The 12,017-nt window shown below is 58.8% G+C and carries 10 protein-coding genes and 1 other RNA gene; 8 read left to right on the top strand and 3 right to left on the bottom strand.

Translation table 11 applies throughout. The features are described 5' to 3' along the window. The first annotated feature begins 94 nt into the window (after window positions 1–94). The gene (serA, locus tag AA74_RS0111830) at window positions 95–1,327 is read left to right on the top strand and encodes a phosphoglycerate dehydrogenase (RefSeq protein WP_021242062.1); all 1,233 of its coding nucleotides are present in this window, start codon (window positions 95–97) and stop codon (window positions 1,325–1,327) included. A gap of 102 nt (window positions 1,328–1,429) precedes the next feature. Here serA and AA74_RS0111825 read toward each other — a convergent pair whose 3' ends face one another. The 3 genes from AA74_RS0111825 to zapA all read right to left on the bottom strand — a co-directional run bounded on the left by AA74_RS0111825 (window position 1,430) and on the right by zapA (window position 2,605). Beyond that, a complete protein-coding gene (locus tag AA74_RS0111825) occupies window positions 1,430–2,026 on the bottom strand; it encodes a 5-formyltetrahydrofolate cyclo-ligase (protein WP_025912458.1) in 597 nt (198 codons plus the stop codon). Window positions 2,027–2,050: 24 nt separating this feature from the next. Beyond that, window positions 2,051–2,234, bottom strand: a non-coding RNA gene (gene ssrS / locus AA74_RS1000000122885) — 6S RNA. 41 nt (window positions 2,235–2,275) lie between these two features. Then, window positions 2,276–2,605, bottom strand: coding sequence for a cell division protein ZapA (gene zapA, locus AA74_RS0111820; protein WP_006811891.1), 330 nt, complete (start codon window positions 2,603–2,605; stop codon window positions 2,276–2,278). A 168-nt stretch (window positions 2,606–2,773) separates the two neighbouring features. On the opposite strand from zapA, the gene AA74_RS0111815 reads away from it, so the two are divergent. The 7 genes from AA74_RS0111815 (at window position 2,774) to gcvP (ending at window position 11,993) form a co-directional block, all read left to right on the top strand. Continuing rightward, on the top strand, window positions 2,774–3,352 hold the full coding sequence (locus tag AA74_RS0111815; RefSeq protein ID WP_025912457.1) for a YecA family protein: 579 nt from the start codon (window positions 2,774–2,776) through the stop codon (window positions 3,350–3,352). Between the two features lie 31 nt (window positions 3,353–3,383). Then, window positions 3,384–4,697, top strand: a complete 1,314-nt coding sequence (gene pepP / locus AA74_RS0111810; RefSeq protein ID WP_025912456.1) for a Xaa-Pro aminopeptidase — start codon at window positions 3,384–3,386, stop codon at window positions 4,695–4,697. Beyond that, window positions 4,694–5,872, top strand: a complete 1,179-nt coding sequence (gene ubiH / locus AA74_RS0111805) for a 2-octaprenyl-6-methoxyphenyl hydroxylase (RefSeq protein WP_025912455.1) — start codon at window positions 4,694–4,696, stop codon at window positions 5,870–5,872. Before pepP ends, ubiH begins: the two co-directional genes overlap by 4 nt. Before the next feature lie 12 nt (window positions 5,873–5,884). Beyond that, a complete protein-coding gene (gene ubiI / locus AA74_RS0111800; protein WP_025912454.1) occupies window positions 5,885–7,087 on the top strand; it encodes an FAD-dependent 2-octaprenylphenol hydroxylase in 1,203 nt (400 codons plus the stop codon). Window positions 7,088–7,484: 397 nt separating this feature from the next. Then, a complete protein-coding gene (gene gcvT / locus AA74_RS0111795; protein ID WP_025912453.1) occupies window positions 7,485–8,579 on the top strand; it encodes a glycine cleavage system aminomethyltransferase GcvT in 1,095 nt (364 codons plus the stop codon). 23 nt (window positions 8,580–8,602) lie between these two features. After that, window positions 8,603–8,992, top strand: a complete 390-nt coding sequence (gene gcvH / locus AA74_RS0111790; RefSeq protein WP_008499718.1) for a glycine cleavage system protein GcvH — start codon at window positions 8,603–8,605, stop codon at window positions 8,990–8,992. A gap of 127 nt (window positions 8,993–9,119) precedes the next feature. Further along, window positions 9,120–11,993 carry an aminomethyl-transferring glycine dehydrogenase gene (gene gcvP, locus AA74_RS0111785; RefSeq protein ID WP_023294511.1) on the top strand — a complete coding sequence of 958 codons (2,874 nt, stop codon included), beginning with the start codon at window positions 9,120–9,122 and terminating at the stop codon, window positions 11,991–11,993. Window positions 11,994–12,017 lie beyond the last annotated feature (24 nt).

Below are 12,017 nucleotides of genomic sequence, written 5' to 3'. Positions count from 1 at the left end.
GTTCATATTGCTGCAATAGTTTTTTTTGATATGTTGGCTACAGCGGATTTATATCCAGCACAACATCAGTTCAGACAAAAACAGGGTCGGGTAAATGGCAAAGGTATCACTGGAGAAAGACAAGATTAAATTCCTGCTGGTCGAGGGCGTGCATCAAAAAGCAATCGATAGCCTTCGTGCGGCAGGTTACACCAACATCGAATTTCACAAAGGCGCGCTCGATACCGAAGAGCTGAAAGCGTCCATCCGTGATGCCCATTTCATTGGCCTGCGATCCCGTACTCACCTGACTGAAGATGTGATTGCCGCGGCGGAAAAGCTGGTGGCTATCGGCTGCTTCTGCATCGGTACCAACCAGGTTGACCTGAATGCTGCTGCAAAACGCGGTATTCCTGTCTTCAACGCCCCGTTCTCCAACACCCGTTCCGTGGCGGAGCTGGTGATTGGCGAACTGCTGCTGCTCCTGCGCGGCATTCCGGAGGCTAACGCTAAAGCACACCGCGGCGTCTGGAACAAACTGGCTGCGGGCTCCTACGAAGCCCGTGGGAAAAAACTGGGTATCATCGGCTATGGTCACATCGGTACCCAGCTGGGGATTCTGGCGGAATCTCTCGGTATGCATGTCTATTTTTACGATATCGAAAGCAAGCTGCCTTTAGGCAATGCCACCCAGGTTCAACATCTGTCTGACCTGCTGAACATGAGTGACGTGGTAAGCCTGCACGTGCCGGAAAATGCCTCCACCAAAAACATGATGGGCGCAGAAGAGCTGGCGCTGATGAAGCCGGGCTCACTGCTGATTAACGCCGCGCGCGGCACGGTGGTCGATATCCCTGCGCTGTGCGATGCGCTGAAGCGTAAGCATCTGGCAGGGGCGGCCATCGACGTTTTCCCAACGGAGCCCGCCACCAACAGCGATCCGTTCACCTCTCCGCTGTGCGAGTTCGACAACGTGATCCTGACGCCACACATCGGCGGGTCTACGCAGGAAGCGCAGGAGAATATCGGTCTGGAAGTGGCAGGTAAGCTGAGCAAATACTCCGACAACGGTTCTACGCTCTCTGCGGTGAACTTCCCGGAAGTGTCTCTGCCGCTGCACGGCGGTCGTCGTCTGCTGCACATCCACGAAAACCGTCCAGGCGTGCTCACCGCGATCAACCAGATCTTTGCCGAGCAGGGCGTCAACATTGCCGCGCAGTATCTGCAGACCAACTCGCAGATGGGCTATGTGGTCATTGATATCGAAGCGGATGACGATGTGGCCGAGAAAGCGCTGCTGAGCATGAAGGCCATTCCGGGGACGATTCGCGCGCGTCTGCTTTACTGATGGTGCGGTCTGTGGTGTCGGGGGGCGCTGACGCTTACCCGACCTACAATGTTTGAGGATTTATGTAGGCCGGGTAAGGCGCAGCCGCCACCCGGCTTTATCCTACCAGACCCATATTTTGCTGGGCGTCACCACCGCCGGCAACGGCACATCCCATTTCTCCACCGGCAACGCCTCCACGCCCTGGCAATCATGCGCGTAGCCTACCGGCTGCAACCCATACTGCTGCCAGTTTTGTAGCGTTCTGTCGTAAAAACCACCGCCCATTCCCAGGCGCTGTCCCTGCTCATCAAACGCCACCAGCGGCGTAATCAGCACGTCCAGCTGTGACAGCGGGAGCACGTCGCGCACGTCGAGTTTCGGCTCGGTGATTTTCAGACGATTCACCACCAGCTCGCTGTGCGGGTGATAGTGCAAAAAAAGCAGATTGCCTTCGCTGAACGGGTGCAGCACCGGCAGGTATACCTTCTTCCCGGCGCGCCAGAGCTGCTCTATCAGCGGTTGGGTGTCCAGTTCGCCGTCAAACGACAGAAACAGGGCAACCGTGCGCGCCATCACGACAGGGGGATACGCCATCATACGGGCGGCGGCCTGCTGGGCAAAATGCGCTTGCTGTTCTGGAGTTAACGCACGACGGCGCTGGCGAATGAGCTGACGGATGTCCTGGCGTGAAGCCGAAACTTCAGGGAATTGAGTCATGGTAGTCGGTAGAAGAAGAAAGAGGGAATCTCCGAGATGCCGCCGCAGGCTGTAACCCTTGAACCCTTGGTTCAAGGTGAATGTGTCGTCATAGTTTTAAGGCTTCTCGGACGGACCGAGCATGCTCACCAACCATGGAGCGCCACATTCTTGTGGTATGAAATATCGGCTCAGGGGACTGGCCCGCTTGCGAACATCTCAGAGAAATTTTGTCTTCACAGTTACTCTACCATAGTCAACTGAGAAGTGTTATTCAAACTTGGGTCCCGGTCTTTCGGGATTGCGACCTTGATCAAGCAATGCTTGTTCTATGGTCTGCTGGAGCATTTTTATGCGCTGCTCCATGCTTGCCGCGTAGTCGCGGGTCTTCGCTTTTTCCTGAGTCAGTTCATAGCTGATGTTCAACGCGGCGATGAAAACCAGCTGCTCAGTATTTGTGACTCTAGTGCGTTCTTTTAGATCTTGCAACCGCTGATTCAAATCGTCCGCAGCCTGATTCAAAGCATCCCTTTGTTCAGGCGGACAATTCACTCGCAGTGAACGGCCAAAAATCTGGAGATCGACGGGTTGTGCAGACATGCCACCTTCCTGCTGATTGACTGCGCTGCCTTCGCTTACTGCCCCGGGGGCTGCGAAGGGGCGACACTATAGCTACCCTGATGTGAAGATACAAGCCCTTTTCTGGTATCACCAGGGTCCAAAGTGGTAGCATATCATGAAACTTCCCCCCAATGATGACGAATGCGCATGTCTATACAGAACGAAATGCCTGGTTACAAGGATTTAAACCAGTTACTGAACCAGCAGGGAGTCGGTTTAACCCCTGCCGAAATGCACGGTCTGATCAGTGGCATGCTGTGCGGCGGAAACAGCGACAGCTCCTGGCAGCCGCTGATCCACGACCTCACGAATGAAGGGCTGGCGTTTGGTCACGAGCTGGCGGAAGCGCTGCGTAAAATGCACGCCGCCATCAGCGATTCGCTGGAAGACGATGGCTTCCTTTTTCAGCTTTATCTGCCTGACGGCGACGACGTCAGCGTGTTCGATCGCGCCGATGCGCTGGCCGGCTGGGTAAACCACTATCTGCTGGGGCTGGGCGTCACGCAGCCTAAACTGGATAAAGTAACCGGCGAAGCGGGTGAGGCGATCGACGACCTGCGCAACATTGCCCAGCTTGGCTACGATGAAGACGAAGACCAGGAAGAGCTGGAAATGTCTCTCGAAGAGATCATCGAGTACGTGCGCGTGGCGGCACTGCTGTGCCACGACAACTTTACGCGCTCACAGCCGACCGCACCGGAAGTTCGTAAGCCAACCTTACATTAAGAAAAATAACGCACAGGAGGGTGTCATGGTTATCTCGAGTCAAGAGTATTCGCGCCGCCGTCAGGCGCTGCTGGCGAAAATGCAGCCGGGCAGCGCCGCGCTAATTTTTGCCGCGCCCGAAGTGACGCGCAGCGCTGACAGCGAATATCCCTATCGCCAGAGCAGCGATTTCTGGTACTTCACCGGCTTTAACGAGCCGGAAGCGGTACTGGTGCTGATTAAAAGCAATGACACCCACAACCACAGCGTGATTTTCAACCGCGTGCGCGACCTGACGGCCGAAATCTGGTTTGGCCGCCGCCTGGGCCAGGAGGCCGCGCCGGCGACGCTGGGCGTTGACCGCGCGCTGGCGTTTAGCGAAATCAACCAGCAACTCTACCAGCTGCTTAACGGCCTCGACGTGCTCTATCACGCGCAGGGCGAATATGCCTACGCCGATGAGATTGTCTTCACCGCGCTGGATAAGCTGCGCAAAGGCTCGCGCCAGAACCTGTCCGCACCGGCCACGCTGACGGACTGGCGTCCGGTGGTGCATGAGATGCGCCTGTTCAAGTCTGAGGAAGAGCTAAATGTGATGCGCCGCGCGGGCGAAATCAGCGCGCTGGCACACACCCGCGCCATGGAGAAATGCCGTCCCGGGATCTTCGAATACCAGCTGGAAGGCGAAATTCACCACGAATTTAACCGCCACGGCGCGCGCTATCCCTCCTACAACACCATTGTCGGCGGCGGCGAAAACGGCTGCATTCTGCACTACACCGAAAACGAAAGTGCGCTGCGCGACGGCGATCTGGTGCTGATTGACGCCGGTTGCGAATATCAGGGCTATGCGGGGGACATCACCCGTACCTTCCCGGTGAACGGTAAATTCTCGCCGGCACAGCGCGCGATTTACGACATTGTTCTCGAATCCCTTGAGACAGCGCTCAAACTGTATCGTCCGGGGACTTCCATGCAGGAAGTGACCGGCGAAGTGGTGCGCATCATGATTACCGGTCTGGTCAGGCTCGGGATCCTTAAAGGGGATGTCGACACCCTGATTGCTGAAAATGCGCACCGACCGTATTTCATGCACGGCCTGAGCCACTGGCTGGGGCTGGACGTGCATGACGTTGGCGCATACGGCGCCGACCGTTCGCGCGTGCTGGAGCCGGGCATGGTGTTAACCGTGGAGCCGGGTCTCTACATCGCGCCGGATGCCGACGTGCCAGAAGAATACCGCGGGATTGGCATTCGTATTGAAGACGACATCGTGATCACCGAAACCGGTAACGAAAACCTGACCGTCAGCGTCGTGAAAAACGCTGACGATATCGAGGCGCTGATGGCAGCGGCACGCGCATGAGCGTGATTATCGTGGGCGGCGGCATGACCGGGGCCACGCTGGCGCTGGCCATTTCGCATATGACGCAGGGCCAGCTTCCGGTGCACCTGGTAGAAGCCGTTGCGCCAGAGGCGTCGAACCACCCCGGTTTTGATGCCCGCGCCATTGCGCTGGCGCAGGGCACCTGCCAGCAGCTTTCCCGCATTGGGATCTGGCAGGCGATTGCCGACCGTGCTACGGCGATCGGGACCGTTCACGTCAGCGATCGCGGCCATGCTGGCTTTGTCACGCTGGACGCGCAGGATTACCGGATTGATGCCCTGGGTCAGGTTGTTGAGCTGCACGACGTCGGATTACGTCTGTTCCGCCTGCTCCAGGACGCGCCGGGCGTCACGCTGCATTGTCCGGCACGCGTGGCAAGCGTAAGCCGCAGTGAAGCGTCGGTTAGCGTGACGCTGGAAAACGGCACTGTGCTGGATGGCCAACTTCTGGTCGCCGCAGACGGTTCGCGCTCGTCGCTCGGCACCCAGTGTGGCGTGGAGTGGCGCCAGCAGCCTTACGGGCAGGTGGCGGTCATTGCGAACGTCGCTACCGCAGCTGACCACAACGGCAGGGCCTTTGAGCGCTTTACGCAGCATGGCCCGCTGGCGATGCTGCCGATGTCGGACGGGCGCTGTTCCCTGGTCTGGTGTCACCCGCAGGATAAGGCGGAAGAGGTTAAGGCCTGGTCCGACGAACGTTTTTGTACCGAGCTGCAGAAAGCCTTTGGCTGGCGGCTGGGGCGTATTACCCATGCCGGCAAGCGGACGGTCTATCCGCTTTCGCTTACTACGGCGTCTCAGTCCATCTCCCATCGTCTGGCGCTCGTCGGTAATGCCGCGCAGACGCTGCACCCTATCGCGGGGCAAGGTTTCAACCTTGGCTTACGCGACGTCATGAGCCTGGCCGAATCTCTGGCGCAGGCGTGGGGCGAGCAAAAAGACTGTGGGGCGTATTCGGTGCTGAGTCATTACCAGAAGCGCCGACAGGCGGATAAAGAGGCCACCATCGGTGTGACCGATGGTCTGGTTCATCTTTTTGCCAATCGCTGGGCACCGCTGGTTGCGGGTCGCAACCTTGGGCTGATGGCGATGGAACTATTCATTCCGGCACGTGACGTGCTGGCGCAGCGGACCCTGGGTTGGGTCGCGCGTTAAGGAGTTATCACCGTGCAAAATGTTGATGTCGCCATCGTTGGCGGCGGAATGGTTGGACTGGCATTGGCCTGCGGGTTACAGGGCAGCGGCCTGCGCGTGGCGGTGCTGGAGCAAAAGCAGCCTCAGCCCGTTGCACCGGATGCGCCGCCGGAACTCCGCGTCTCGGCGATCAATGCGGCCAGCGAAAAGCTGCTGACGCACCTTGGCGTCTGGGCAGATATTGTGGCGCACCGCGCCAGCTGCTATCACGGCATGGAAGTGTGGGATAAAGACAGCTTTGGTCATATTGCTTTTGATGATGAAAGCATGGGCTATAGCCATCTGGGGCACATCGTTGAAAACGCGGTGATCCACCACGCGCTGTGGCAGAAAGCACAGCAGTGCAGCGACGTGACGCTGATTGCGCCTGCGCAGATCCAGCAGGTGGCGTGGGGCGAAAACGAGGCGTTTATCACCCTGCAGAGTGGCGACATGCTGACCGCGCGTCTGGTGGTCGGTGCTGACGGTGCCAACTCCTGGCTGCGTAATAAAGCCGATATCCCGCTGACGTACTGGGATTACCGCCATCATGCTCTGGTCGCGACGATCCGTACCGAAGAGCCGCACGGCGGCGTCGCGCGCCAGATTTTCCACAACGATGGCATACTGGCGTTCCTGCCGCTTCCCGATCCGCACCTGTGCTCAATTGTCTGGTCCCTGGTGCCGGAAAAAGCCCAGCAGATGCATGAGGCGACGCCGGAGGCCTTTAACCAGGCGCTGTGCGTGGCCTTTGATAACCGCCTTGGCCTGTGCACGCTTGAAAGCGAGCGTCAGGTATTCCCGTTAACCGGCCGCTACGCGCGCCAGTTTGCGGCGCACCGTCTGGCGCTGGTGGGCGATGCGGCGCATACCATCCATCCGCTGGCCGGGCAGGGCGTCAACCTTGGCTTTATGGACGCGGCGGAGCTGGTAGAAGAGCTGCGTCGCCTGCATCGTGAAGGCAAAGATATCGGCCAGCATCTCTACCTGCGTCGCTACGAGCGCAGCCGCAAGCACAGCGCGGCAATGATGCTGGCGGGCATGCAGGGCTTCCGCGAGCTGTTTGCCGGGTCAAATCCGGCGAAGAAATTGCTGCGCGACATCGGCCTTAAGCTTGCTGACACCCTTCCGGGTGTTAAACCCCAACTCCTCCGTCAGGCGATGGGTCTGAACGACCTCCCGGACTGGCTGCGTTAATGTAGACCCCTGTCACACTTTCTTTTCCCGGCCTCTGCGCCGGGGAAATTCCCTCGTTTGAAATATTCTAATTTCACGTCATTTTTCGCATTAGATAATCTAATGTCGTGTTTTTCTCGTTACAGAAATTCGGCCCGTTTTTCCGCACGAAATATCACCATGTGCTAAATCCTGTTAGATCATTGTTAATTTTGTGCGGGGTTAATCGCATTTTTCCAGTGGATAACTCTGTAGGCTTTTCAGCGTTTTTTGGTCATAAGCTAATGTGATGACCTGTTTTGCCTTATGGTTAACCGCCGTTTTCGGTGGTAAGTTCAGGTAAAAGAGAACGTTTGCGTCGGTGCCCGAACGCGGGGCCGATACCGGGTTTCACGGTGAATTTTTCAACGAGGACAAGATGGCTCAACAGACTCCTTTGTACGAACAACACGTGTTATGCGGCGCCCGCATGGTGGACTTCCACGGCTGGATGATGCCGCTGCACTACGGCTCGCAGATTGATGAGCACCACGCGGTGCGCACCGATGCCGGTATGTTCGACGTGTCCCACATGACGATTGTCGATCTGCGCGGTAGCCGCACCCGGGAGTTTTTGCGTTATCTGCTGGCAAACGACGTCGCCAAACTGAAGACGCCGGGTAAAGCGCTCTATACCGGCATGCTGAATGCCTCGGGCGGCGTGATTGATGACCTTATCGTCTACTACTTCACCGAAGATTTCTTCCGCCTCGTTGTAAACTCCGCCACCCGCGAAAAAGACCTCTCCTGGATCACCCAACACGCCGAACCGTATGCCATCGACATCACCGTCCGTGATGACCTGTCGCTGATCGCCGTGCAGGGGCCTAACGCGCAGGCGAAAGCCGCGTCTCTGTTCAACGATGAGCAACGTAAAGCCACCGAAGGCATGAAGCCGTTCTTCGGCGTGCAGGCGGGCGATCTGTTTATCGCCACCACCGGCTACACCGGTGAAGCGGGCTACGAAATTGCGATGCCGAACGAAAAGGCCGCTGATTTCTGGCGTGCGCTGGTGGAGGCGGGCGTGAAACCTGGGGGCCTGGGCGCGCGCGATACGCTGCGTCTGGAAGCGGGCATGAACCTCTACGGTCAGGAGATGGACGAAGGCGTCTCTCCGCTGGCCGCCAATATGGGCTGGACCATCGCGTGGGAACCGGCTGACCGTGACTTTATTGGCCGTGAAGCGCTGGAGATGCAGCGCGAGAAGGGCACTGAACAGCTGGTTGGCCTGGTGATGAAGGAAAAAGGCGTGCTGCGCGGCGAGCTGCCTGTACGTTTTACCGATGCTGACGGCAATCCTCGCGAAGGCGTGATCACCAGCGGAACCTTCTCACCGACGCTGGGCTACAGTATTGCACTGGCACGCGTGCCGGCAGGCATTGGCGAAACGGCGGTGGTGCAAATCCGCAACCGCGAAATGCCGGTCAACGTGACCAAACCGATTTTTGTTCGCGCCGGTAAGCCGGTCGCCTAACTATTTTTATCAGGAGAACTTCAATGAGCAATGTGCCAGCAGAACTGAAATACAGCAAAGAACACGAGTGGCTGCGCAAAGAGGCGGACGGCACTTACACCGTCGGGATCACCGAGCACGCGCAAGAGCTGCTGGGCGACATGGTGTTTGTTGACCTGCCTGACGTGGGCACGACCGTGAGCGCGGGCGACGACTGCGCCGTGGCGGAGTCCGTAAAAGCGGCATCAGACATCTACGCACCGGTAAGCGGTGAGATTGTTGCGGTCAACGACGCGCTGAGCGACTCCCCGGAGCTGGTCAACAGCGAGCCTTATGAAGGCGGCTGGATCTTCAAGATCAAAGCCAGCGACGAATCCCAGGTTGCCGCGCTGCTGGATGCGACCGCATACGAAGCACTACTGGAAGACGAATAACGTTGTGCCGGATGGCGCTGCGCTTATCCGGCCTGGAGATCAACGTAGGCCCGGTAAGCGTTAGCGCCACCGGGCAACAGCGTTACAGATAACTACGATTCACTGCACGTTTCAGGAACCATCGCTCATGACACAGACTTTAAGCCAGCTTGAAAACCGTGGCGCCTTCATTGAACGTCACATTGGGCCGGATGCTCAGCAACAGCAGGAGATGCTGAAGACGGTTGGCGCGGATTCATTAAACGCACTGATCGGCCAGATTGTGCCAAAAGACATCCAGCTTGCCACGCCGCCTCAGGTGGGGGAAGCCACCACGGAGTTCGCCGCGCTGGCGGAGCTGAAGGCTATCGCCGGCCTGAACAAGCGCTATAAGTCTTACATTGGCATGGGCTACACCAACGTGCAGTTGCCGCCGGTGATCCTGCGCAACATGCTGGAAAACCCGGGCTGGTATACCGCCTATACGCCGTATCAGCCAGAAGTGTCCCAGGGTCGTCTGGAAGCGCTGCTGAACTTCCAGCAGGTAACGCTGGATCTGACCGGTATGGATATCGCCTCCGCGTCTCTGCTCGATGAAGCGACCGCCGCCGCCGAAGCGATGGCGATGGCGAAGCGCGTGAGCAAGCTGAAAAATGCCAACCGCTTCTTCGTGGCGGCGGACGTGCATCCGCAGACGCTGGACGTGGTGCGCACCCGTGCGGAAACCTTCGGCTTTGACGTGATCGTCGATGACGCTGACAAAGTGCTGGATCACCAGGACGTCTTCGGCGTGCTGCTGCAGCAGGTGGGCACCACCGGCGAAGTGCACGACTACGGCGCGCTGATTGCCGAGCTGAAATCCCGCAAGGTGGTTGTCAGCGTTGCCGCCGATTTTATGGCGCTGGTGCTGCTGACGGCCCCGGGCAAACAGGGCGCGGATATCGTATTCGGCTCTGCGCAGCGCTTCGGCGTACCGATGGGCTACGGCGGCCCGCACGCGGCGTTCTTCGGCGCGAAAGATGAATTCAAACGTTCCATGCCTGGCCGTATTATCGGCGTCTCCAAAGACGCTGCCGGTAATACCGCGCTGCGCATGGCGATGCAGACCCGCGAGCAGCATATCCGCCGCGAGAAAGCGAACTCCAACATCTGTACCTCACAGGTGCTGCTGGCTAACATCGCCAGCCTGTACGCCGTGTTCCACGGCCCGGCAGGCCTGAAACGCATTGCCAGCCGCATTCACCGCCTGGCCGATATCCTGGCCTGCGGACTGCAGCAAAAAGGTCTTAAGCTGCGCCATGCCCACTACTTCGATACCCTGTGCGTGGACGTGGCGGACAAAGCCGCCGTGCTGGCGCGTGCGGACGCGGCAAAGATCAACCTGCGCAGCGACATCCACAACGCCGTCGGCATTACGCTGGATGAAAGCACCACCCGCGACGATATCCTGAACCTGTTCAGCGTGCTGCTGGGTGACGCGCACGGTCTGGACATTGACGCACTCGACAAAGACGTTGCGCTCGACAGCCGCTCCATTCAGGACAGCATGCTGCGTAACGACGCCATCCTGACGCACCCGGTCTTCAATCGCTACCACAGCGAGACCGAGATGATGCGTTACATGCACTCTCTGGAGCGCAAGGATCTGGCGCTGAACCAGGCGATGATCCCGCTGGGATCCTGCACCATGAAGCTGAACGCCGCGGCAGAGATGATCCCGATCACCTGGCCTGAATTCTCCGAGCTGCACCCGTTCTGCCCGCCGGAGCAGGCGGAAGGTTATCACGTGATGATTAACCAGCTTTCCGACTGGCTGGTGAAGCTGACCGGTTACGACGCGCTCTGCATGCAGCCGAACTCCGGCGCGCAGGGTGAATATGCCGGCCTGCTGGCGATCCGTCACTATCACGAAAGCCGTAACGAAGGCCATCGCGATATCTGCCTGATCCCAAGCTCCGCCCACGGCACCAACCCGGCCTCAGCCCAGATGGCGGGCATGGAAGTCGTGGTGGTCGCGTGCGATAAGAACGGCAACATCGACCTGGCTGACCTGCGCGCGAAAGCCGAACAGGCGGGCGACAAGCTCTCCTGCATCATGGTGACCTATCCGTCCACCCACGGCGTGTACGAAGAGACCATCCGTGAAGTGTGCGAAGTGGTGCACCAGTTCGGCGGTCAGGTATACCTCGACGGCGCGAACATGAACGCGCAGGTGGGCATTACCTCTCCGGGCTTTATCGGCGCGGACGTGTCGCACCTTAACCTGCACAAAACCTTCTGCATCCCGCACGGCGGTGGCGGCCCGGGCATGGGCCCAATCGGCGTGAAAGCGCACCTGGCACCGTTTGTCCCAGGCCACAGCGTTGTGCAGATCGAAGGCATGCTGACCCGTCAGGGCGCGGTCTCTGCGGCACCGTTCGGTAGCGCCTCTATCCTGCCAATCAGCTGGATGTACATCCGCATGATGGGCGCGGAAGGGCTGAAGCAGGCGAGCCAGGTGGCCATTCTGAACGCCAACTACATTGCGACGCGCCTGAAGTCTGCCTTCCCGGTGCTCTATACCGGCCGCGACGGTCGCGTGGCGCACGAGTGCATCCTCGATATTCGTCCGCTGAAAGAGCAGACCGGCATTAGCGAGCTGGACATTGCCAAACGCCTGATCGACTACGGCTTCCACGCGCCTACCATGTCGTTCCCGGTTGCGGGCACGCTGATGGTGGAGCCAACGGAGTCCGAAAGTAAAGCCGAGCTGGACCGCTTTATCGACGCGATGCTGGCCATCCGCATGGAAATTGACCGCGTGCAGGACGGCGAGTGGACGCTGGAAGATAACCCGCTGGTCAACGCTCCGCACACCCAGCACGAGCTGGTGGCCGAGTGGAACCACGGCTATTCCCGCGAGCTGGCCGTCTTCCCGGCAGGCGTGGCGAACAAATACTGGCCGACCGTGAAGCGTCTTGATGATGTCTACGGCGACCGTAACCTGTTCTGCTCCTGCGTGCCGATGAGCGAATACCAGTAACATTGCTGATGTAGTAACGTAGGC

It is taken from the genome of Enterobacter sp. 5-4 (assembly GCF_000612205.1).
GTDB classification, from domain to species: Bacteria; Pseudomonadota; Gammaproteobacteria; order Enterobacterales; family Enterobacteriaceae; genus Enterobacter; species Enterobacter roggenkampii.
Note: the sequence above shows the minus strand (reverse complement) of the source record. Positions and strands in the feature narration are given on the sequence as shown.

What these genes read in the sequence shown, in the direction of transcription:
- AA74_RS0111815 (WP_025912457.1), top strand. Translation starts at nt 2,774, where the DNA reads ATGTCTATACAGAACGAAATGCCTGGTTACAAGGATTTAAACCAGTTA.
- serA (WP_021242062.1), top strand. Translation starts at nt 95, where the DNA reads ATGGCAAAGGTATCACTGGAGAAAGACAAGATTAAATTCCTGCTGGTC.
- gcvT (WP_025912453.1), top strand. Translation starts at nt 7,485, where the DNA reads ATGGCTCAACAGACTCCTTTGTACGAACAACACGTGTTATGCGGCGCC.
- gcvH (WP_008499718.1), top strand. Translation starts at nt 8,603, where the DNA reads ATGAGCAATGTGCCAGCAGAACTGAAATACAGCAAAGAACACGAGTGG.
- ubiH (WP_025912455.1), top strand. Translation starts at nt 4,694, where the DNA reads ATGAGCGTGATTATCGTGGGCGGCGGCATGACCGGGGCCACGCTGGCG.
- gcvP (WP_023294511.1), top strand. Translation starts at nt 9,120, where the DNA reads ATGACACAGACTTTAAGCCAGCTTGAAAACCGTGGCGCCTTCATTGAA.
- zapA (WP_006811891.1), bottom strand. Translation starts at nt 2,605, where the DNA reads ATGTCTGCACAACCCGTCGATCTCCAGATTTTTGGCCGTTCACTGCGA.
- AA74_RS0111825 (WP_025912458.1), bottom strand. Translation starts at nt 2,026, where the DNA reads ATGACTCAATTCCCTGAAGTTTCGGCTTCACGCCAGGACATCCGTCAG.